Source organism: Cellulomonas sp. EB106-03-03-XG116, from assembly GCF_058792015.1.
The window spans coordinates 74,989-97,024 of sequence record NZ_JBYTEP010000007.1; the positions used below are offsets into that span (position 1 = coordinate 74,989).

Below are 22,036 nucleotides of genomic sequence, written 5' to 3' on the forward strand. Positions count from 1 at the left end.
ATTCGGCATGGGCGACGAGACGATCGACGGGACCCCGGTCACCGACGAGCAGATCCAGGCGTGGGCGGACGAGGCCGAGCGCGGCTACGACGTCGCGGCCCTACGACGTCGCGGTCGACCGCGACGCGGCGCGACCCCCGGCACCGTGGTGCCGGTCCGGCTCGACGACGCGCTGCTGGCCGCGTTGACGCGGCGGGCAGAGCACGAGCACCTGAACCGGTCCGAGGCGATCCGGACCGCGCTTCGGGCCTGGGTCGGTGACGAGGTGGCGTGAGGATCCACCCGTCGGCCCGGAAGCACGGTGTGCAGGACCAGGACGCGCTCCACGCCGCCGCCCACGCTGTGTACGTCTCTCCGCTCGACGAGGACAGCCCTGCGCGCGAGCTGCGGCTGGGCTTCGACCGGGTGGGGCGGGTGCTCGAGATCGTGGTGCTGCGGTTCGACAGCGGCAACGAGCTCGTCATCCACGCGATGCCTGCGCGCCGGAGCTACCTTGAGCTGCTGGGCTGAGCGCAGGCCCAGCACGGCCCGCCTCGACGCCCGGCGGACCGTCCGGCAGGGTGGGGACCATGACCTCGCGCCGCGCCGCCGCCCTCCGTCCGTCCCGCCGCGCCGCTCGCGGCGCCCTCGCGGGTGCCGCGCTGCTGGCGCTCGTCGTCCCGCTCGCGGCCTGCTCGGGCGACGACGACAAGGTCCAGGCGTTCTGCTCCGCGGGCGAGGACGCGATGACGGAGATCACCGCCGCCGGGTCGCTCAGCGACGACCCGCAGGCGTTCGCCGACGCCATCTCGGACGCCCGCGACCAGTTCGACGAGGTCGAGGCGCCGGACGACATCGCGGACTCGTGGGGCGTGTTCACCTCGACGTTCGCCGAGCTGGACGACGCGCTGGCCGACATCGACCCGACGGACCAGGAGGCGTTCACCGCAGCCCTGCAGCAGTTCGCCGAGCAGGCCGACTCCGACGACCTCGCCACGGCGAGCGACGACCTGAGCGCGTTCACCACCGAGAACTGCGAGTGACCGTGCGGCTGCACCTCGTCCGGCACGGCCAGACCCCGTCCAACCTGGTCCACGCGCTCGACACCGCCGCCCCGGGCGCGCCGCTGACCCCCGAGGGTGAGCGGCAGGCGCGCGCGGTCGGGCAGGCGCTGGCCGCGGAGCCGCTCGGCGCGGTGTTCGCGTCGACGCTGGACCGCGCGCGGTCGACCGCCGCGGAGGTGGCGCGGCCGCACGGACTCGAGGTGCAGGTCCGGGAGGGCCTGCGCGAGGTGCTCGCCGGGGACCTGGAGATGCGCACGGACGACGAGTCGGTGCACCGGTACCTCTCGACGATGGTGGCCTGGGCGTCGGGGGACCTGGGCGCCGCGATGCCGGGCGGGGAGTCGGGGCAGGAGACGCTCGACCGGTTCGACGCGGTCGTGGACGAGCTGCTCGGCACCGGCGCGGGCACCGTCGCGGTCGTCAGCCACGGCGCGATGATCCGGCTCTGGACGCTGACCCGGGCCGGGAACCTGGACGCGGCCACGTCCGGGCGCTGGCCGCTCGACAACACCGGCGTGGTGACCCTGGAGTCCGGCGGCCCGACCGGCTGGTACGCGACGCGCTGGCAGGACGAGGTCGTGCCGCACGCCGCGCCCGCCGGGGGCGACGGGCCGGGCGGGGAGCCGCTGCCGGTCTGACGCGGGCCTACGCGCCGGGTCGCGTCGGGGAGGATGGTCTGGTGGACGCCGCACCGACCGAGCCCCTGACCGCCGACCCCGCGCTCGTCGCCGCCCTGCGCAGCGACCTCGCCGCCTCGGGGTTCACCGTGCCCGGCGTCGAGGAGCTGCTGGGCCCGGTCGCGAGCGCCGCGCTGCACCGCGAGGAGCCGGTCCCCGCCCTGCTGGCGACCGCCGGTGACGAGCCCCGCGCGGCGCTGGTCCGGGCGTTCGTGCTCGGCGTCCCGGTGCCCGCGGTCGCGCTGGCCCGCGCGCTGCCGTCGCTCGGCGTGGCCGGCGCGGAGCGGCTGGGGCTGGTCGTCGCGGCGGGTGCGGACGCCGAGGACGCGGTGCGGGCCCGGGTCGACCTCCGGCCCTACGAGGCGGAGGACGCCGCCGGACCGGTCGACTGGTGGGTGGCGTCCGACCTCGGCGAGCTGGCGACCGGCGGCGCGCTGCGCACCGACCACGTGCTGGGCGTCGGCGGCGCGTCGACGACCCTCGCGCAGGTCACCGTGCGCGAGCCCAGCGCCCGGACGCTCGACCTCGGCACCGGCTGCGGGATCCAGGCCCTGCACGCGGCCCGGCACAGCGACGTGGTCGTCGGCACGGACATCTCGGCGCGGGCGCTCGGGTTCGCCCGGTTCAACGCGACGCTCGCCGGGCTGGCGCCGGGCGCGCTGGAGCTGCGGCGGGGCTCGATGCTGGAGCCGGTCGCGGGGGAGCGGTTCGACCTGGTGGTGAGCAACCCGCCGTTCGTCATCACCCCGCGCGCGGCCGCGGACGTGCCGACCTACGAGTACCGGGACGGCGGCCGCACCGGCGACGCGATCGTGTCCGACCTGATCACGTCGGTCGGGTCGGTGCTCGCCCCCGGTGGGGTGGCCCAGCTGCTCGGCAACTGGGAGGTGCGGCGCGGCGAGTCCTGGGACGAGCGCGTCGGCGCCTGGCTCGACGCGTCCGGGCTGGACGGGTGGGTCGTGCAGCGCGAGCTGCAGGACCCCGCCCAGTACGCCGAGACCTGGATCCGCGACGGCGGCACCACCCCCGACCGCGACCCCGCCGCCTGGCGCGCCCGGTACGCCGCCTGGCTCGCCGACTTCGCGTCCCGGGACGTCGAGGGCATCGGGTTCGGCATCGTCGTCCTGCGCCGGCCGGCCGCGGACCTGGCGGACGCCCCCCGGCTGCGGCGGCTCGAGGAGGTCACCGGCACCGTCCGGCAGCCCCTCGGCCCGGCCATCGGGGCGTCGCTGGCCGCGCACGACTGGCTGCGCCGGCGGGACGACGCGGCACTCGCGGCCGAGCGGCTGCTCGTGCCCGCGGACGTCACGGAGGAGCGGTACCTGCGGCCGGGCGACGTCGACCCGCAGATCGTGCTGCTGCGCCAGGGCGGCGGGTTCGGGCGGACCGTGCAGGCGGGGACGGCGCTCGCCGGGCTGGTCGGTGCGTGCGACGGGGAGCTCACGGTCGGGCAGATCGTCGGCGCCCTGGGCGCGCTGCTCGGCGTCGACGCGGGCGCGGTGGCGGCCGACGTGCTGCCCGAGGTCCGCGGCCTGGTGGCGGACGGACTGCTCCTCCCGGCCTGATCCCCGGGGCCCGCACCCGCACCGGCCCCACCCCACCGGCCGCACCCCACCATCCACTGTCGAGGTGTTCACCGTCCCGCCCGTGCCCCGGCACCGCCCGCACAGGCTGGGCACAGGGGGGTGCTACGGCCGGTCCAGCCTCGCTCCCTACGGTCCTGACCAGCCGGGACGGCCCCGCGGCACCGCCCGCGAGCGCGGTCCGTCCCCGACGGACCGAGGGAGAGCATGCTGTCGCTGTGGAGGCGCACCCGACCGTGGGTGCGGGTGGTGGCCGTCGTGCTGCTGGCCGGCGTCGCCGGGACCGGGGTGTACTGGTTCGGGTTCCGCGAGACCGAGGCGCAGGCCGCCGCCCCGACGACGACGTCGGTGGCCGCGAGCCTGTCGACCATCCAGCAGTCCGTGTCGGGATCCGGCACGCTGACGCCGACCGTGCAGGAGGACGTGTCGTTCGCGGTGAGCGGCACCGTGACCTCGGTCGACGTCGCGGCCGGCGACACCGTGACCGCGGGCCAGCAGCTCGCGACGGTCGACACGCTGCAGCTGGACGCCGCGCTGCTCCAGGCGAAGGCCGAGCTGGCGAGCGCCCAGGCGTCGCTGTCGAACACCGAGGACGAGGCCGACGGCTCGGACGCCTCGGACGCGCAGGTCGCCGCGCTATCCGCCCAGGTGGACGTCGCGAGGACCGCCGTCGCCGCCGCGGAGGCCGACCTGGCCGGCGCGACGCTGACCGCGCCGGTGTCGGGGCTGCTCACCACCGTGGACCTCGAGGTCGGGGACGTGGTCACCGGCTCGGGCTCGTCGTCGGGGAGCGGGAGCACCGGCAGCACGGGGAGCACCGGCGCCACCGGCATGACGGGCGGCGGCGGCGCGACGGGGTCGTCGTCCACGACCACCTCGGCCAGCACCGCGCAGTTCGTCGTCGTCGGCACGGACGCGTGGCAGACCAGCGTCAGCGTGAGCGAGTCGGACGTAGCCCTGCTCGCCGTCGGGAACCAGGCCGAGCTCACGACCAGCAGCTCGACCGAGACCATCTACGGCACCGTGACCGAGATCGGGCTGCTGTCCAGCAGCTCCGGCGGCGTCGCGTCCTACCCGGTGACCGTCGCGGTCACCGGCACCCCCGAGGGGCTGCACGACGGCGAGTCGGTGGACGTCTCGATCATCTACGAGCGCCGCACCGACGTGCTGACCGTGCCCGCGTCGGCGGTGACCACCGAGGACGGCCGGACCGTGGTCACGCAGGAGGGTGCGGACGGCGGGACGGTGACCACGGCGGTCACCGTCGGCGAGACGTCGGGCAACCTGGTCGAGATCACCGACGGCCTGGCCGAGGGCGACGAGGTGCTGGTCACCGCGTTCAGCCCGCGGGCCTCGGGCTCCGGCTCCGGCGACGGCGCCGGCTCCGGCGACACCCAGCAGGGGCCCGGCGGCGGCGAGATGCCGGACTTCTCGTCCGGCGAGATGCCCGACTTCTCGCAGGGCGGCTTCCCGGGCGGCGGCGGCAATGGCTGAGCTCGTCCTGGACCGCCCGACCGAGGCCGACCCGCAGGGGACCGTCATCGAGCTCGCCGGCGCCCGCAAGACCTACCGGACGGGCAGCATCGAGTTCGAGGCCCTGCGGGGCGTCGACCTGGCGATCGGCGCCGGCGAGTACGTCGCGATCATGGGCCCGTCGGGCTCCGGCAAGTCGACGCTGATGAACATCGTCGGCTGCCTGGACGTCCTGACCGCCGGCGAGTACCGGCTGGCGGGGGAGGACGTCGGCGAGCTGGACGAGGTCGAGCTCGCGGACGTCCGGAACCGGCGGCTCGGGTTCGTGTTCCAGCAGTTCCACCTGCTGCCGTCGCTCAGCGCGTGGCGGAACGTCGAGCTGCCCCTGGTGTACGGCCGGGTGCCGGCGGCCGAGCGCAGGGAGCGCGCGGTCGCCGCCCTGGAGCGGGTCGGCCTGGGCGACAAGCTGGACAACCGGCCGGGCGAGCTGTCCGGCGGCCAGCAGCAGCGCGTCGCCGTCGCCCGCGCCCTGGTGGGCGAGCCCGCGCTGATCCTGGCGGACGAGCCCACCGGCAACCTCGACTCCCGGTCCACCGAGGACGTGCTCGCGCTGTTCGACGAGCTGCACGCCCAGGGCCGCACCATCGTGCTCATCACCCACGAGCTCGAGGTCGCCGAGCACGCCCGGCGCATCGCGACAGTTCGCGACGGCCTCATCCAGTCCGACGAGGTGAACCCGCGATGACCTGGTCCGAGACCCTGCGCACCGGCTGGGCCGCGGTGCGGGGGCACAAGCTGCGCTCGATGCTCACCGTGCTCGGCATCCTCATCGGCATCGCCGCGGTGATCCTCACCGTCGGGCTGGGCCTGGGCACGCAGAAGGACGTGAGCCAGCAGATCAGCGCGCTGGGGTCGAACCTGCTCATCGTCACGCCCGGGTCGTCGACCGACTCCGACGGCGTGCGCGGCGGGTTCGGCACCGGCGCGACGCTGACCCGGTCGGACGCCGACGCGCTGTCCTCCGAGGTGAACGCCCCGGACGTCGGCGCCGTCGCGCCGGAGAAGGAGTCGTCGCAGTCCGTGGAGGCCAACGACACGAACTGGACCACCACGGTCGTCGGCACCACCGAGGACTGGCTCGACGTCCGGTCCCGTGCGGTCACCTCCGGCGAGTTCCTCACGGCGGACGACGACGCGGAGGGCGCGACCGTGGCCGTCATCGGTGCGACCACCGCCACCGAGCTGTTCGGCACCACGAACGTCGTCGGCCAGCAGCTCACGATCGCGGACACCGCGTTCACGATCGTCGGCGTCCTCGACACCGCGGGCTCCAGCACGGACACCGACCTCGACGACCTGGTCGTGATCCCGTTGACCACCGCCTCCGACACGGTGTCGGGCGGCTTCGACCGGAACTCCCTCACCACGATCTACGTCCAGGCATCGTCGGCGGACCAGCTCGGCGCGGCGTACCAGGAGGCGAACCAGCTCCTGCTCAACCTGCACGACATCACCGACGCGGACAGCGCGGACTTCAGCATCGACAGCCAGGACTCCCTGGTCAGCACGGCGACCTCGGTCTACCGGACGCTGACCGTCCTGCTCACCGGCATCGCGGCGCTCTCGCTGCTGGTCGGCGGGATCGGGGTCATGAACATCATGCTGGTCTCCGTCACCGAGCGGACCCGCGAGATCGGCCTGCGCAAGGCGCTCGGCGCCCCGCCGTGGGCCATCCGGCGGCAGTTCCTGGTCGAGGCGGGCGTGCTCGGCCTGGCCGGCGGCCTGCTCGGTGCGGCGCTCGGCGTCGTCGCCGCGAAGGCCCTGCCGGACCTGCTGGACACCTCGATCGTCATCTCGGGCGCCGCCGTCGGCGGCTCGGTCGCGATCGCGATGGCCATCGGCCTCGTGTTCGGCGTCTACCCCGCCACCCGGGCCGCGAGGCTCGCGCCCATCGACGCCCTGCGGTCGGAGTGAGGCCCGTGCGACCCGCGGCCCCCTTCAGTACCACCACCACGAGGAGAGACATGTCCCGCACCCGCACCGGCCTGCTGGCCGCCCCCGCCGCCGCGGCGGTCCTGGCCCTGCTCGCGGCCTGCTCGAGCGGCACCGCCGACGCCGGGGACACCGGCACCGCGGACGCCGGCGACGCCGCGCAGGCGCAGGCGCCGTCCGGCCAGGGCGGCGGGGGGCTGCCCGGCGGCGGCACCTCGGGCGAGATCGCCGCCGTCACCGACGCCCTCCTGCAGGTGCAGGGCGACGACGGGCAGACGGCGGTCGCCTGGGACGACACGACGACGATCACCCAGACCGTCACCGCCGCGCTGTCCGACGTCACCGTCGGGTCGTGCGTGGTGGCGTTCACCTCGGGCGACGAGGGCGCCGCGGCGACGTCCGTCGCGATCACCGCGGCGACCGACGACGGCTGCACGGGCGGCTTCGGCGGTGGCTCGGGCGGCGGGTTCCCGGCGGACGGCGAGCTGCCCAGCGGGAGGCCGACCGACCTGCCCGAGGGCGCCGAGATGCCCGACGGCGCACCGACGGACGTGCCGGTCGGCGGCTCCGGGGGCGGGTCCGAGGGCGGGTTCGGCGGCGCGACCGCCGGGCTGGTCACCGCGGTCGACGGCAGCACGATCACGGTCGAGTCGACGAGGGCGCCCGGGGCCGACGACGCGACGACGACGACCGCCACCGTCACCGTCACCGTCGACGACGCCACCGCCTTCACCAGCACGGTCGCGGCCGACGCCACGGCCATCGCGGTGGGCCGGTGCGTCACGGCGCAGGGCGAGGCCGACAGCAGCGGCCAGGTCGCCGCGACGAGCCTCACGCTGTCCGACGCGACGGACGACGGCTGCTCGACCGGGTTCGGCGGCCGCGGCGGCTTCCCGGGCGCGACCGGCTCGACCGGGAGCGAGGGCGACGATGCGTGACAGCCTGAAGCGGCGCGTGGGTCGCCGGGAGGCCGAGGCGACCCCCGCGACGCCTCTGACGCCCAAGGCCCGGGCCCGGCGGGCGACGCGCCGCCGGCGGCTCGTGCTGGGCGGGGTCGCCGCGGCGGCCGCGCTCAGTCTGTTCGGCGGCGGGGTCGCCATCGCCGTCACCAGCGCGAGGGCCAGCGGCTACCGGACCGCCACCGCGGCGCTCGGCACCGTGGAGCAGACCATCGACGCGACCGGCACCGTCGCCTCGGCCAGCCGGTACGACCGGGCGTTCTCCGTCGCCGGCACCGTCGGCGCGGTCGACGTGGCCGTGGGCGACACCGTCACGGCGGGCCAGGTGCTCGCCACGCTCGACACCGCGTCGCTGGAGGATGCCGTCGAGGAGGCCGAGCAGGCCGTCGCCGACGCGCAGCAGCAGCTGGAGGACGACATCGACTCCCAGACCTCGGGCAGCAGCACGAGCGGCAGCACGACCAGCACCGGCTCGTCCGCCTCGGGCGGGACGGGGTCGTCGACGACCGGGTCCGGGTCGACGGGGTCCGGGTCGACCGGGACGGGCTCGACCGGCTCGGTCCCCGACGCCTCGGCGACCGGCGGCGACGCGCAGGCCGGCGGGTCGACGGGAGCCGGCGCGACCGACGGCGGCGGGTCGGCGGCGGACCCCGCCGTGACGCAGGCGGTCGCCGCCGTGAAGGCCGCCCAGCAGGCGCTGCTCGCGCAGTACCAGGCGGCGCAGGCGGCGCTGGCGGAGGCGTCCACCGCGACCGCGGCCGCGCAGGAGGCGTGCCGGGCGGTGCTCGACGGCGACGGGTCCGGCGACGGCTCGGGTGACGGGGCCGGCGACGGCTCGGGCGGCGGGTCCGGCGACGGCTCGACGGACGAGCCGACCACCGAGCCGGCCACCGAGCCGACCCCCGATCCGACCGAGGAGCCGGCGCAGGACGCGCCGGCCGAGGAGGCTGCGACGGCGGACGCCACCGCGACCGGCGCCGCCGCGACGACGGGCGCGGTGATCACCGGCGCCGCGTCCACCACCAGCACGACCACCGACGACCTCACGTCGTGCCAGGACGCCATCACCACCGTGCTCGCGGCGCAGACGACCGTGGACGAGGCGCAGACCAGCCTCATGACCCTGGTGACCGACCTCGACACCGCGGTGGCCGCGGCGCAGGACGCGCTGACGTCGGCGGGCTCGGGCGGCACGGGCACGGCGCCGTCGACGGGCGGCACGACCGGGACGACCGGCGGCACGGCGAGCGGCACCACCGACGGCTCCGCGGCCGCCGACCAGAGCGCCGCGCTGCCGAGCGGCTCGTCGTCCGGCACGGGCCAGTCGTCCTCGGGCGACACGTCCTCCACCACGGGCTCCGTGCCGTCCGGCTCCTCGGGCTCGGGCGCCTCGGGCTCCGCGGGCACCTCCGCGGTCGCGAGCGCCGCCGACCTGCTCGCCGACCAGGCCGCGATCGACCAGGCCGAGGCGGAGCTCGCCATCGCGCGGAGCAAGCTGGACCTGGTCGACCTCACCAGCCCGATCGCGGGCACCGTCGCGGCGGTCTCGATCACCGCGGGCGACGAGGTCGAGGCCTCGTCGACGTCGGCCGTCATCACCGTCATCGGCGACGACGGGTACACCGTGTCCACGACGGTCCCGCTCAGCCAGGTCGACCTGGTCGAGGTGGGCCAGGAGGCGGCCCTCTCGGTGCGCACCAGCGACGAGGACCTGACCGGCACGGTCACGGCCATCGGCCTCCTCAACGCGTCCACGACCTCGTCCGACCCGACGTACGCCGTGGACATCTCGGTCGACCCAGAGGACGTCGCGCTCTACAACGGCTCCTCGGCCCAGGTGTCCATTGCGGTCGCCGCGTCCGAGCAGACGCTCACGGTGCCGTCGTCGGCGGTGCACCTGGACGGCTCGACCGCCACGGTGCAGGTGCTCAGCGGCGGGACGGTCGAGTCCGTCGAGGTCGAGCGGGGTGCCGTCGGCGCCGAGCGCACCGAGATCGTGTCCGGCCTGTCCGAGGGCGACCAGGTGGTGCTGGCGGACCTGAGCCAGTCGCTGGTCTCGGACGACTCGGAGTCCGGCGGCGGGCTCTCCGGCCTGGGCGGCAGCACCGACGACTCGTCGTCGGGCCAGGGCCAGATGTCCTTTCCCGGCGTTGGCGGCTTCGGCGGCGGCCAGCTCCCGGCCGGCGGCCCGCCCGGGAGCTGATCCCGGGCCCTCGACGGCGCCCGGCCGGTCCCCGCGTCCCCTGCGCGGCACCGGCCGGGCGCCCTGCCTCGTCGTGTGACCCAGATCACCTGCAGGCACGTCGTGCCTCGGCTAGTCTCGTGGCACAAACACCGACCCCTCTGGGTGCCACCGACCTCCGGTCACCGGCACTGATGGGTCGGTTTTCTTGTGCAGGAGCGTCCGATGAAGTACGCCAAGCCCCACCTGAACTACAACGCGCAGGTCGACCTGCTGCGTCGGCGTGGGCTGGAGATCGGTGACGACCGTGCCGCGGTCCGCGCGCTGCGCCGGATCGGTTACTACCGGCTCTCCGCCTACACCTACGTCCTTCGGAAGCCGGCGCCGCAGGGACCGTCGGGACCGCGGCTGCCACCGTCTGACAAGTTCATCGACGGGGCGACCTTCGAGCAGGCGGTGGCGCTCCACGACTTCGACGACCGACTGCGGGGCGTGCTCCTGAGCGGGCTCCAGCGGATCGAGGTCGCCCTGCGCGTGCAGGTCGGTTACCAGCTGGGCAAGACCGACCCGCACGGCCACCTGGACGCGGAGCACCTGGACGCGGCACGGTGCCGAGAGGTCGCCCACGTGAGGGGCGCGGGCCCCCGGAGGACGCTGCACGAGGAGTGGTTGCGTCGCTTCCACGCCTTGCTGGACGACGCGAGGACCGAGGAGTTCGTCCGCCACTTCGTCTGGAAGTACGAGGGCCGGCTCCCGATCTGGGCGGCCACGGAGATCATGACCTTCGGGTGCTTGACGGGCCTGTACAACCTGCTCGGCTCCCGGGACGCGGGGGCGATCGCACGCACTCTCGAGATCAGGAACCGTGATGTCGTGCACGGCTGGCTGCGGTCCCTGAACGTCCTGCGCAACCACTGCGCTCACAACGCGCGCGTGTGGAACCGCGCGACGGTGTACCCACCGCGCATCCCGGCGACGACCCAGACGCACCTTCGGCTCCACCACCTCCGCCACACGGACAACAACCGCGTGTACGTGCTCGCCGCGATCATCGGGCACATGCTCGTCTGCTTGGACCCGACGACGAACTGGCCGCGGCAGCTGGCGACGGTCGTCAAGAAGTTCCCTGTCGTCCCGGGCCTCGATCCCCATTCGTCGATGGGGTTTCCCGAGGGCTGGCAGGGGATGGAGCTCTGGACCTACGAACCGGCTTGACCGAGGGGACCCGGCCGGGCGCCCTTCTGCCACCCTGGACCGGCCGGCGCCCGCCCGCGGCCCGGCGGGGGAGGGGTCCGCATGCCGCTGCGGTCGGTCGTGCTGTTCGCGCTCGCGGCGCTGCTGGAGATCGGCGGCGCGTGGCTGGTCTGGCAGGGGGTGCGCGAGCACCGGGGCTGGGTGTGGATCGGCGCGGGGGTGATCGCGCTCGGGCTGTACGGGTTCGTCGCGACGCTCCAGCCGGACGCGCACTTCGGCCGGATCCTGGCGGCGTACGGCGGCGTGTTCGTCGCCGGTTCGCTGGCCTGGGGGATGGTGGCCGACGGCTTCCGGCCCGACCGCTGGGACGTGCTCGGGGCGCTGCTGTGCCTCGCCGGGGTCGCGGTCATCATGTACGCGCCGCGGCCGGCCTGAGCGGCCGGGCCGACGGCCACCGGGACTAGGCTCGCCGCCAGCCCCACCCGCACCACCACCACCGGAGGACACCCGATGACGCAGACCACGGCACGACCGCACGCGGCGGTCCTCGGCGGCGGCGTCATGGGCGAGGCCCTGGTCACGGCGCTGCTCGCGGCCGGCTGGACCGCCGACGACGTCGACGTCACCGAGCGCAGCGCCGCCCGGGCCATGGAGCTGTCCGGCCGGTACGGGGTGCGCGCCGCCGACCCGAACGCCAAGGCGGTCAAGGGCGCCGGGCTGGTGCTGATCGCGGTCAAGCCGCAGGTCGTGCCGGACGTGCTGGCGGAGATCGCGCCGACGCTGCGGCCCGGCACCCTGGTCGTCTCGGTCGCCGCCGGCATCCCCGTCGCGGTGTACGAGGCGGCGCTGCCGGAGGGCACCCCGGTCGTCCGGGTCATGCCCAACACCCCGGCGCTCGTCGGCAAGGGCGCCAGCGCGATCGCCCCCGGCACGCACGCGACCGACGAGCACCTCGACCTCGCCGAGCGCGCGCTCGCCGCGACGGGGCTGGTCGTGCGGGTGGCCGAGAAGGACCTCGACGCGGTCACCGCGATCTCCGGCTCGGGCCCGGCGTACGCGTTCTACCTGATCGACGCGATGGCGGAGGCGGGCGTCCTGCTGGGTCTGACCCGCGACCTCGCGACCCGGCTCGCGGTCGCGACCGTCGAGGGCTCGGCCGCGCTCGCCGCGCAGACCGGCGACCACCCGGTGGTGCTGCGCGAGCGGGTGTCGTCGCCCGGCGGCACCACGGTCGCGGGCGTGGCGGCGCTGGACGCGCACGGGGTGCGGGCCGGCGTCGTCGCGGCGGCGCGGGCGGCGCACGACCGGTCGCGGGAGCTCGGCGCGGCGGCGGCCCCGTCGCCCCGCGGGGACAGGTAGGCCCGCCGTGACCGGCACGCCCGGCGCCCCCGCCGTCCGGCGCCCGCCCGCGATGAGCGACGTCGCCGCGCTGGCCGGGGTGTCGCACCAGACGGTGTCGCGCGTGCTGAACGACCACCCGAGCGTCCGGCCGGAGACCCGGGACCGCGTGCTCGCGGCGATCGCCGAGCTCGGCTACCGCCGGAACAGCGCGGCGCGGGCCCTGGTCACCCGCCGGTCCGGCGCGCTCGGCGTCGTCACCACGTCGTCCGTGCACCACGGCCCGACCAGCACGCTCATCGGCCTGGAGAGCGCGGCGCGCGAGGTCGGCTACTACGTGAGCGTCGCGGCGATCGACACGTTCGACGCCGGGACCATGCGCGGCGCGCTCGACCACTTCCTGGACCAGGCCGTCGAGGGCATCGCGATCATCGCGCCGCAGGTCGACGTGGCGGAGGCGGTCGCCGCGTTCGACGTGCCGGTGCCCGTCGTCTCGGTGACCTCGGGCGAGCCGGTGCCGGGACCCGCGCACGTCGTGGCGGTCGGGGTCGACCAGCGCGAGGGCGCCCGCGCCGCGACCCGGCACCTGGTCGACCTCGGGCACCGCGAGGTCGTGCACCTGGCCGGGCCCCAGGACTGGTTCGACGCGCAGGAGCGGCTCGCGGGCTGGCGCGAGGCGTGCGCCGCCGCGGGCGTCGCGGCGCCGGAGCCCGTCGAGGTCGACTGGTCCGCCGAGTCCGGCTACCGCGAGGGGCTGCGCCTGGCCGACGCGGGCGCGCCGACCGCGGTGTTCGCCGCCAACGACCAGCTCGCGCTCGGCCTGCTGCGGGCGTTCTGGGAGCGCGGGCTGCGGGTGCCGCAGGACGTGTCGGTCGTCGGCTTCGACGACGAGGCCGGCGCCGCGTACTTCGTCCCGCCGCTGACGACCGTCCGGCAGGACTTCCCGGCCCTCGGCCGCAGCGCGATCCGGGCCCTGGTCGGCGCCCTGGCGGGCGACCCCCCGCCCCGCACCCTCCTCCCGGCGACCCTGGTCCCCCGCGCGAGCACCGCGCCGCCCGCCGCGCGCTGACGCGCCCCGCGCTGACCCGCCCCGCCCGCGCCACGCGTGCGCCGAGTCTCCACTCCGCGTCTCCGCACGCCCCGTGTCGCACAGGCCGAGGACGGAGACTCGGCGGACAGGGGCACGCGAGCAGGGCGGTTGGTGCGACGGCGTGTGAGCGCTAACATCAGCGGGAGGACGCGGCGTACCGCCGCGTGCGGGAACATCGCAGGCGAGCGGGCAGTGCTGCCCGAACGGCGAGGACGGAGCACGCAATGGCGCAGGACCACGACGACGCACGCCGCGACGAGATCGCCGCCGCGATCACGGACGGCCGGACCTCGCTGGGCATCGAGCTCGGCTCGACCCGGATCAAGGCCTGCCTGATCGGCCCGGACCACGCGCCGGTCGCCACCGGCAGCCACGAGTGGGAGAACCAGCTCGTCGACGGGGTGTGGACCTACTCCCTCGACGCGGTGTGGGCCGGCCTCCAGGAGTCGATCGCCACGCTCCTGGCCGACGTCGAGCAGCGGTACGGCGTCCGCCCGACGACGTTCGGCGCGCTGGGCGTCTCGGCGATGATGCACGGCTACCTGCCGTTCGACGCCGATGGCGAGCTGCTGGTGCCGTTCCGGACCTGGCGGAACACCTCGACCGGCCGTGCCGCCGCTGAGCTGACCGACAAGCTGGGCTTCAACATCCCGCTGCGCTGGTCCATCGCGCACCTCTACCAGGCGATCCTCGACCACGAGCCGCACGTCCCGCAGATCGACTTCACCACCACGCTGGCCGGCTACGTGCACTGGAGGCTCACCGGCCGCCAGGTCCTCGGGGTCGGCGACGCGTCCGGCATGTTCCCGATCGACCCGACCACCCGCGACTACGACGCCACGATGCTGGCCCAGGTCGACGAGATCGTCGCGACCCGCCGCCCCGGCCTGCACCTGCGCGACCTGCTGCCCGAGGTGCTCCCCGCGGGCGCCGACGCCGGCCGCCTGACCGAGGAGGGCGCCGCGCTGCTCGACCCGACCGGCACGCTGCGGGCCGGCATCCCGCTGTGCCCGCCCGAGGGCGACGCCGGCACCGGCATGGTGGCGACGAACTCGGTCGCCCCGCGCACCGGCAACGTGAGCGCCGGGACGTCGATCTTCGCGATGGTCGTGCTCGAGAAGCCGCTGGAGCGGGTGCACCACGAGCTCGACGTCGTGACCACCCCGGCCGGCGACCTGGTCGCGATGGTGCACTGCAACAACGGCGCCTCGGAGCTCAACGCCTGGGCCGGCCTGTTCGGGGAGTTCGCCACCGCGCTCGGCGCGCCCGCCGCGGCCGACGACGTGTTCGGCGCGCTGTTCCGCGCCGCGCTCGACGGCGACGCGGACGGCGGCGGCCTGCTCGCCTACAACTACCTGTCCGGCGAGCCGATCACCGACCTCGACGCCGGCCGGCCCCTGGTGGTGCGCACGCCCGACAGCCGGCTGACGCTCGCCAACTTCATGCGGACGCAGCTGTACTCGGCGTTCGGCACGCTGAGCCTCGGCATGCACGTGCTGCGGGGCGAGGGCGTCGCGATCGACGCGATGCTCGCGCACGGCGGCATGTTCCGGACCGCGGGCGTCGCGCAGCGGCTGCTGGCCGCGGCGATCGACGCGCCCGTCGCGGTCGGCGAGACCGCGGCCGAGGGCGGGGCGTGGGGCATCGCGGTGCTCGCGGCCTACCTCGACGCCGCGGCCGACCAGGACCTGCCGACCTACCTGACCGAGCGCGTGTTCGCCGGCGCGGACGTCGACACCGTGGCGCCGGACCCGGCGGACGTCGCCGGCTACGAGCAGTTCCTGGACCGCTACCGCGCCGGCCTGGCCGTCGAACGCGCCGCGACCGAGGCCCTCTGACCACCCACCCTCTGGAGGAGAACCCATGACCCGGACCCTCGCCGACTACCCGGCCGAGGTGCAGGAGGCGGTCGCGCGCACCCGCGAGGTCGTCGCGACGCTGCACGCCGAGCTGCCCCGCTGGGAGCTCATCGTCTGGACCGCGGGCAACGTGTCCCAGCGCGTCCAGGTGGACCCGGCCGGCCCGTCGGCCGCCGACCTGCTCGTGATCAAGCCGTCCGGCGTGACCTACGACGAGCTGACCCCCGAGTCGATGGTCGTCTGCGACCTCGACGGGAACCTGGTGGACGGCACCCGCAGCCCGTCCTCGGACACCGCGGCGCACGCCTACGTCTACACGCACATGCCCGAGATCGGCGGCGTCGTGCACACGCACTCGACGTACGCGACGGCCTGGGCCGCGCGCGCCGAGCCGGTGCCGTGCGTGCTGACGATGATGGCCGACGAGTTCGGCGGGGACATCCCGGTCGGCCCGTTCGCGCTCATCGGCGACGACTCGATCGGCCGCGGCATCGTCGAGACGCTGCGCGAGTCGCGCAGCCCGGCGGTGCTCATGCGCAACCACGGCCCCTTCACGATCGGGAAGGACGCCAAGGCCGCGGTGAAGGCCGCCGTCATGGTCGAGGAGGTCGCGCGCACCGTGCACATCTCCCGCCAGCTCGGGGAGCCCACCCGCATCCCGCAGGACCAGGTCGACTCCCTCTACGCCCGGTACCAGAACGTCTACGGCCAGAGCAGCGCCGCTGCGGCCACGAAGGAGCAGGACGCATGAGCAAGCCGTACGCCGACCGCGAGGTCTGGTTCTTCACCGGCAGCCAGGACCTGTACGGCGAGGACACCCTGCGCCAGGTCGCCGAGCAGTCCCAGGAGGTGGCCCGCACCCTGGACGAGGCCGCCGACGTGCCGGTCCGCATCGTGTGGAAGCCGGTGCTCAAGGACTCCGTGTCGATCCGCCGGGCGATGCTCGACGCGAACTCCGACGACCGCGTCCTGGGCGTCATCACCTGGATGCACACGTTCAGCCCGGCCAAGATGTGGATCGCCGGCCTGGACCAGCTCCGCAAGCCGCTGCTGCACCTGCACACGCAGGCGAACGTCGAGCTGCCCTGGGACAGCATCGACATGGACTTCATGAACCTCAACCAGGCCGCGCACGGCGACCGCGAGTACGCGTACATCGCGTCCCGGCTCGGCGTCGCCCGCACGACCGTCGTCGGCCACGCGTCGAACCCGGCTGTCGCCAAGCGGGTCGGCACCTGGGCGCGCGCCGCCGCGGGCTGGGCCGCCACCCACGAGCTGAAGCTCGTCCGGTTCGGCGACAACATGCGCAACGTCGCGGTCACCGAGGGCGACAAGACCGAGGCCGAGCTGCGGTTCGGCGTCTCGGTGAACACCTGGGGCGTGAACGAGCTCGTCGCCGCCGTGGACGCCGTGGCGGACGCCGACGTCGACGCGCTGGTCGCGGAGTACGAGGACCTCTACGACGTGGTGCCCGAGCTGCGCCGCGACGGCGAGCGCCACGAGTCGCTGCGCTACGCGGCCCGCCAGGAGATCGCGCTCGAGACCTTCCTGACCTCGGTCGGCGCGAAGGCGTTCACGACGAACTTCGAGGACCTCGGCGCCCTGCGCCAGCTCCCGGGCCTCGCCGTCCAGCGCCTGATGTCGAAGGGCTACGGCTTCGGCGCCGAGGGCGACTGGAAGACCGCCGTCCTGGTGCGCGCGGCCAAGGTGATGGGCGAGGGCCTGCCCGGCGGCGCGTCGCTCATGGAGGACTACACCTACGACCTGACCCCGGGCGCCGAGAAGATCCTCGGCGCGCACATGCTCGAGGTCTGCCCCTCCCTGACGACGTCGAAGCCGAAGGTGGAGATCCACCCGCTCGGCATCGGCGGCAAGGAGGACCCGGTCCGCATGGTGTTCGACGCGGACCCGGGCGAGGCCGTGGTGGTGTCGCTGGCCGACATGCGCGACCGGTTCCGGATGACCGCCAACGTCGTCGACGTCGTGCCCCCGACCCAGGAGCTGCCGAACCTGCCGGTCGCCCGCGCGGTCTGGGAGCCCCGTCCGGACTTCGCCACGTCGGCGGAGGCCTGGCTGACCGCCGGCGGCGCGCACCACACGGTCATGTCGACCGCGGCGGGCGTCGAGGCGTTCGAGATCTACGCCGACATCGCCGGCACCGAGCTGCTGGTCATCGACCAGGACACTACCCGCCGCGGCTTCCGCGACCAGGTGCGCTGGAACCAGGTGTACTACCGGATCGCCCAGGGGTTCTGACCCCCGGCCCTTCCGCCCCGACGGCCCGTCCCCGCTGCTGCGGGGGCGGGCCGTCGTCGTGTGAGCGCTCACCTGCCGTTCGCCCGTTCGGCTCCCTGAGTTCGGCGACCAAAGCCAAGGCGCTGCGCCGGCCGGGTGATCCGAGGCCGGGGACGGGCGGCCCTCGAACGGTCGAAATGGGCGCTGACCTGCGGCGACACTGCGTCTGCGCGCCAGGTCGCGGACCGTTATCCATCTGCAACCTGAGCCCGGTTCCTTTGGCTTGACTTCTTGAAGTCAAGGCCGGGAGAGTGTGCACGTGCTCGCCGGTGGCGGGGGAGAACGACCCCGGCACACGGCGCAGGGCAGGACGGGCGACGGTGCGGTTTCCGCGCCCATGACGACGAGGTCAGCAACCCTCTCGAGGAGGAGAAGGACATGAAGAGCATCCGGTTCGTCGCGCTCGGCGGCGTTCTCGCGCTCGGCCTGGCGGCGTGCTCCGGCGGCGGCGCCGGCAGCACCAGCGGCGAGGGCACCGACGCGGACCCCAGCGACCTCACGATCGGCGTCGCCATGCCGACCGAGACGTCGGAGCGCTGGATCGCGGACGGCGACGCCGTCAAGAGCCAGCTCGAGGAGGCCGGTTACACGGTCGACCTGCAGTACGCGGCCGACGACATCCCGACGCAGGCGCAGCAGATCGACCAGATGATCACGAAGGGCGCCGACCTCCTGATCGTCGCCTCGATCGACGGCACCGCGCTGGCCAACCAGCTGCAGGCCGCGGCCGACCAGGGCATCCCGGTCATCGCCTACGACCGCCTGATCCGCGACACCGAGAACGTCGACTTCTACGTCACGTTCGACAACTACAACGTCGGCGTCCAGCAGGCCACCTCGCTGCTCGTCGGCCTGGGCATCCTCGACGCCGAGGGCAACGAGGCCGGCGCGACCGGCCCGTTCAACATCGAGCTGTTCGCCGGCTCGCTGGACGACAACAACGCGCACTTCTTCTTCAAGGGCGCGATGGACACGCTGCAGCCGTACATCGACAACGGCACGCTGGTCGTGAAGTCGGGCCAGACCGAGATCGAGCAGGTCGCCACGCTCCGCTGGCTGCAGGAGACCGCCCAGAAGCGCATGGAGGACCTGCTGACCTCCACGTACTCGGACGGCTCGAAGGTCGACGGCGTGCTCTCGCCCTACGACGGCATCTCCCGCGGCATCATCACCGCGCTGCAGAACGCCGGCTACGGCGACAGCATCGAGGCCGGCCTGCCGATCGTGACCGGCCAGGACGCCGAGATCGCCTCCGTCAAGCTCATCCAGGACGGCGTGCAGTTCTCGACGATCTTCAAGGACACCCGCAAGCTCGCGGAGCAGGCCGTCGTCTCGGCCCAGGCGTTCCTCGAGGGCGACGAGCCCGAGGCGAACAACACCGAGGACTACGACAACGGCGTGAAGGTCGTCCCGTCGTTCCTGCTGGAGTCGGACATCGTCTACGCCGACAACATCCAGTCGCTCCTCATCGACTCGGGCTACTGGACCGAGGAGGAGGTCGCGGCGGGTCAGGCCTCCTGACCCCCCGACCCACCGCGTGACCGACGCGGGCCGGCCGGCACGACTCGTGCCGGCCGGTCCCGCGGCGACGTGTTCCATCGCCCGACACGACTGAGGACGGTCGAGGCCGCATGAGCGACCACATCCTGGAAATGCACTCCATCACCAAGACCTTTCCCGGGGTCAAGGCGCTGCAGGACGTCAACCTGAACGTCAAGCGCGGGGAGATCCACGCGATCTGCGGGGAGAACGGGGCCGGCAAGTCCACCCTCATGAAGGTGCTGTCGGGCGTGTACCCGCACGGCACCTACGACGGGGAGATCCGCTTCGACGGGGAGACGGTCGAGTTCAGCTCGATCAACGACTCCGAGGAGAAGGGGATCGTGATCATCCACCAGGAGCTCGCTCTGGTGCCCTACCTCTCGGTCGCGGAGAACATCTTCCTCGGCAACGAGCGGGCGCGCCACGGCCTCGTCGACTGGAACCAGGCGAACTCCGAGGCGGCCGTGCTGCTGGCCCGGGTCGGCCTCGACGAGAACCCGACCACCCCGATCGGCCAGCTCGGCGTCGGCAAGCAGCAGCTCGTGGAGATCGCCAAGGCGCTCTCCAAGAAGGTGAAGCTGCTCATCCTCGACGAGCCGACCGCGGCGCTCAACGACTCGGACTCCGAGCACCTGCTCAACCTGCTGCGGCACCTGCAGGGCCAGGGCATCACCTCGATCATGATCTCGCACAAGCTCAACGAGATCGCCGAGATCGCGAACTCCACGACGATCATCCGCGACGGCAAGACGATCGAGACCCTCGACATGGTCGAGGACAAGGTCACCCAGGACCGGATCATCAAGGGCATGGTCGGCCGGGACCTCGAGCACCGGTACCCCGAGCACGTCTCGCACGTCGGCGAGGAGGTGTTCCGGGTCGAGGACTGGCACGTCGAGCACCCCACCCAGCCGGGTCGCGTGGTCGTCGACGGCGCGTCCTTCAACGTCCGCGCCGGCGAGATCGTCGGCATCGCGGGCCTGATGGGCGCCGGCCGGACCGAGCTCGCGATGAGCGTCTTCGGCCGCTCCTACGGCCGCAACGTGACCGGCAAGGTCTTCCTGCACGGCAAGGAGATCAAGACCCGCTCGGTGAGCGAGGCGATCGGCCACGGGCTCGCGTACGCGACCGAGGACCGCAAGACCTACGGCCTCAACCTGATCGAGGACATCCGCCGGAACATCTCGGCGGCCGCTCTCGGCAAGCTGTCGAAGGCCGGCTGGGTCAACGGCAACGAGGAGATCAAGGTCGCCGAGGAGTACCGGCGGTCCATGAACATCAAGTCGCCGACCGTCATGGCGCTGACCGGCAAGCTGTCGGGCGGCAACCAGCAGAAGGTCGTGCTGTCCAAGTGGATCTACACGGACCCCGAGGTCCTGATCCTGGACGAGCCGACCCGCGGCATCGACGTCGGCGCCAAGTACGAGATCTACACGATCATCAACAAGCTCGCGGACGCGGGGAAGGCCGTCGTGGTCATCTCCTCCGAGCTGCCCGAGCTCCTGGGCATCTGCGACCGCATCTACACGCTCGCGTTCGGCCGGATCACCGGCGTGCAGGAGCGTGCGGTCGCGACCCCGGAGAGCCTCATGGAGCTCATGACGAAGGAAAAGGAAACGGTTCGATGACGGCTGTGGAAGGCCTGCGGGACATCTTCACCAAGAACCTGCGGACGAGTGGCATCTACATCGCGTTCGTCGCGATCATCGCGCTCTTCGCGGTCCTCACGGACGGCGTGCTGCTCGCACCGGGCAACATCACGAACATCGTCCTGCAGTACTCGTACATCCTGATCCTCGCCATCGGCATGGTGATCGTCATCATCGGCGGCCACATCGACCTGTCGGTGGGCTCCGTGGTGGCGCTGACCGGCGCGGTGTCCGCGATCCTGGTCATCAAGAACGGCCAGCCGTGGTGGGTCGGCATCCTCGCCGCCCTCGTGGTCGGCCTCCTGGTCGGCGCGTGGCAGGGCTTCTGGGTCGCGTACGTCGGGATCCCGGCGTTCATCGTGACGCTGGCCGGCATGCTCCTGTTCCGCGGCCTCACCTACGAGGTGCTGAACAACATCTCCCTGTCGCCGTTCCCGGCCGACTACCAGCGCGTCGCGGGCGGCTTCCTCAACGGCCTGTTCGGCGGCAACGGCTACGACGCGTTCACCCTGGTGATCGCCGCGCTCGCGATCCTCGGCTACGCGTACTCCGCCTGGCGCTCCCGCATGGGCCGCGTTCGCTACCAGCAGTCGGTCGAGGCGCTGCCGCTGTTCATCCTGAAGATCGTCGCGATCGCGGTCGTCGTCATGGCGTTCGCCTGGCAGCTGGCGCACTCGCGCGGCCTGCCGATCGTGCTGATCATCCTCGCGGTGCTGATCCTGGCCTACAACACGGTCACCACCCGCACGGTGTTCGGCCGCCACGTCTACGCGATCGGTGGCAACCTCAACGCCGCCCAGCTGTCCGGCGTGAAGGTCAAGCAGGTCAACTTCTGGATCTTCGTCAACATGGGCTTCCTGGCCGGTGTCGCGGGTGCGATCTACTCGTCCCGCTCCAACGGTGCGCAGCCCGGCGCGGGCAACATGTTCGAGCTCGACGCCATCGCCGCCTGCTTCATCGGCGGCGCGTCGACGACCGGTGGTGTCGGCCGCGTGACCGGCGCCATGGTCGGTGGTCTGATCATGGCCGTCATGTCCAACGGCATGCAGCTGATGGGCGTGCCGCAGTCGACGCAGCAGATCGTCAAGGGCCTCGTGCTCCTGCTGGCCGTCGCGTTCGACATCTACAACAAGCGCCGCGCGGGCGCCGCCCGCTGACCT

At 73.6% G+C, this 22,036-nt stretch carries 20 protein-coding genes; all 20 read left to right on the forward strand.

Annotated elements, in window-relative coordinates; all coding sequences use genetic code 11:
* Nucleotides 1–7: 7 nt before the first annotated feature.
* The 20 genes from AC3WUG_RS05080 (at nucleotide 8) to mmsB (ending at nucleotide 22,033) form a co-directional block, all read left to right on the forward strand.
* Entirely contained in the window at nucleotides 8–274 is a 267-nt protein-coding gene (locus AC3WUG_RS05080; protein WP_492326658.1) for a ribbon-helix-helix domain-containing protein, read from the forward strand.
* Nucleotides 271–510 (forward strand): toxin, encoded by a 240-nt coding sequence (locus AC3WUG_RS05085; protein WP_492326659.1) that lies wholly within the window; start codon nucleotides 271–273, stop codon nucleotides 508–510. Before AC3WUG_RS05080 ends, AC3WUG_RS05085 begins: the two co-directional genes overlap by 4 nt.
* Before the next feature lie 59 nt (nucleotides 511–569).
* Nucleotides 570–1,022, forward strand: a complete 453-nt coding sequence (locus AC3WUG_RS05090; RefSeq protein WP_492326660.1) for a hypothetical protein — start codon at nucleotides 570–572, stop codon at nucleotides 1,020–1,022.
* Nucleotides 1,019–1,681: a histidine phosphatase family protein gene (locus AC3WUG_RS05095; RefSeq protein ID WP_492326661.1), complete on the forward strand. Its 663-nt coding sequence runs from the start codon at nucleotides 1,019–1,021 to the stop codon at nucleotides 1,679–1,681. The genes AC3WUG_RS05090 and AC3WUG_RS05095 overlap by 4 nt, the downstream gene beginning before the upstream one ends.
* Before the next feature lie 41 nt (nucleotides 1,682–1,722).
* Nucleotides 1,723–3,285, forward strand: coding sequence for a DUF7059 domain-containing protein (locus AC3WUG_RS05100; protein ID WP_492326662.1), 1,563 nt, complete (start codon nucleotides 1,723–1,725; stop codon nucleotides 3,283–3,285).
* Between the two features lie 225 nt (nucleotides 3,286–3,510).
* A complete protein-coding gene (locus AC3WUG_RS05105; RefSeq protein WP_492326663.1) occupies nucleotides 3,511–4,797 on the forward strand; it encodes an efflux RND transporter periplasmic adaptor subunit in 1,287 nt (428 codons plus the stop codon).
* On the forward strand, nucleotides 4,790–5,521 hold the full coding sequence (locus AC3WUG_RS05110; RefSeq protein ID WP_492326664.1) for an ABC transporter ATP-binding protein: 732 nt from the start codon (nucleotides 4,790–4,792) through the stop codon (nucleotides 5,519–5,521). Before AC3WUG_RS05105 ends, AC3WUG_RS05110 begins: the two co-directional genes overlap by 8 nt.
* Nucleotides 5,518–6,750, forward strand: coding sequence for an ABC transporter permease (locus AC3WUG_RS05115; RefSeq protein WP_492326665.1), 1,233 nt, complete (start codon nucleotides 5,518–5,520; stop codon nucleotides 6,748–6,750). Before AC3WUG_RS05110 ends, AC3WUG_RS05115 begins: the two co-directional genes overlap by 4 nt.
* A gap of 50 nt (nucleotides 6,751–6,800) precedes the next feature.
* Nucleotides 6,801–7,706, forward strand: a complete 906-nt coding sequence (locus tag AC3WUG_RS05120) for a hypothetical protein (protein WP_492326666.1) — start codon at nucleotides 6,801–6,803, stop codon at nucleotides 7,704–7,706.
* The gene (locus AC3WUG_RS05125) at nucleotides 7,699–9,930 is read left to right on the forward strand and encodes an efflux RND transporter periplasmic adaptor subunit (protein WP_492326667.1); all 2,232 of its coding nucleotides are present in this window, start codon (nucleotides 7,699–7,701) and stop codon (nucleotides 9,928–9,930) included. The genes AC3WUG_RS05120 and AC3WUG_RS05125 overlap by 8 nt, the downstream gene beginning before the upstream one ends.
* 204 nt (nucleotides 9,931–10,134) lie before the next feature.
* Nucleotides 10,135–11,124 carry an Abi family protein gene (locus AC3WUG_RS05130; RefSeq protein WP_492326668.1) on the forward strand — a complete coding sequence of 330 codons (990 nt, stop codon included), beginning with the start codon at nucleotides 10,135–10,137 and terminating at the stop codon, nucleotides 11,122–11,124.
* 81 nt (nucleotides 11,125–11,205) lie between these two features.
* Nucleotides 11,206–11,538 carry a YnfA family protein gene (locus AC3WUG_RS05135; RefSeq protein WP_492326669.1) on the forward strand — a complete coding sequence of 111 codons (333 nt, stop codon included), beginning with the start codon at nucleotides 11,206–11,208 and terminating at the stop codon, nucleotides 11,536–11,538.
* A gap of 75 nt (nucleotides 11,539–11,613) precedes the next feature.
* Complete coding sequence (proC, locus tag AC3WUG_RS05140; protein ID WP_492326670.1) at nucleotides 11,614–12,462, forward strand: pyrroline-5-carboxylate reductase; 849 nt, start codon at nucleotides 11,614–11,616, stop codon at nucleotides 12,460–12,462.
* A gap of 7 nt (nucleotides 12,463–12,469) precedes the next feature.
* Nucleotides 12,470–13,510, forward strand: coding sequence for a LacI family DNA-binding transcriptional regulator (locus tag AC3WUG_RS05145; RefSeq protein ID WP_492326671.1), 1,041 nt, complete (start codon nucleotides 12,470–12,472; stop codon nucleotides 13,508–13,510).
* 245 nt (nucleotides 13,511–13,755) lie between these two features.
* Nucleotides 13,756–15,369, forward strand: a complete 1,614-nt coding sequence (locus AC3WUG_RS05150; RefSeq protein ID WP_492326672.1) for a xylulokinase — start codon at nucleotides 13,756–13,758, stop codon at nucleotides 15,367–15,369.
* A 25-nt stretch (nucleotides 15,370–15,394) separates the two neighbouring features.
* Nucleotides 15,395–16,141: an L-ribulose-5-phosphate 4-epimerase gene (locus tag AC3WUG_RS05155; RefSeq protein ID WP_492326673.1), complete on the forward strand. Its 747-nt coding sequence runs from the start codon at nucleotides 15,395–15,397 to the stop codon at nucleotides 16,139–16,141.
* Nucleotides 16,138–17,646 carry an L-arabinose isomerase gene (gene araA / locus AC3WUG_RS05160; protein WP_492326674.1) on the forward strand — a complete coding sequence of 503 codons (1,509 nt, stop codon included), beginning with the start codon at nucleotides 16,138–16,140 and terminating at the stop codon, nucleotides 17,644–17,646. The genes AC3WUG_RS05155 and araA overlap by 4 nt, the downstream gene beginning before the upstream one ends.
* A 417-nt stretch (nucleotides 17,647–18,063) precedes the next feature.
* The gene (gene chvE, locus AC3WUG_RS05165; RefSeq protein WP_492326675.1) at nucleotides 18,064–19,206 is read left to right on the forward strand and encodes a multiple monosaccharide ABC transporter substrate-binding protein; all 1,143 of its coding nucleotides are present in this window, start codon (nucleotides 18,064–18,066) and stop codon (nucleotides 19,204–19,206) included.
* Between the two features lie 110 nt (nucleotides 19,207–19,316).
* Nucleotides 19,317–20,855 carry a multiple monosaccharide ABC transporter ATP-binding protein gene (mmsA, locus tag AC3WUG_RS05170; RefSeq protein ID WP_492326676.1) on the forward strand — a complete coding sequence of 513 codons (1,539 nt, stop codon included), beginning with the start codon at nucleotides 19,317–19,319 and terminating at the stop codon, nucleotides 20,853–20,855.
* Complete coding sequence (gene mmsB, locus AC3WUG_RS05175) at nucleotides 20,852–22,033, forward strand: multiple monosaccharide ABC transporter permease (protein ID WP_492326677.1); 1,182 nt, start codon at nucleotides 20,852–20,854, stop codon at nucleotides 22,031–22,033. The genes mmsA and mmsB overlap by 4 nt, the downstream gene beginning before the upstream one ends.
* The last annotated feature ends 3 nt before the right edge of the window (nucleotides 22,034–22,036 follow it).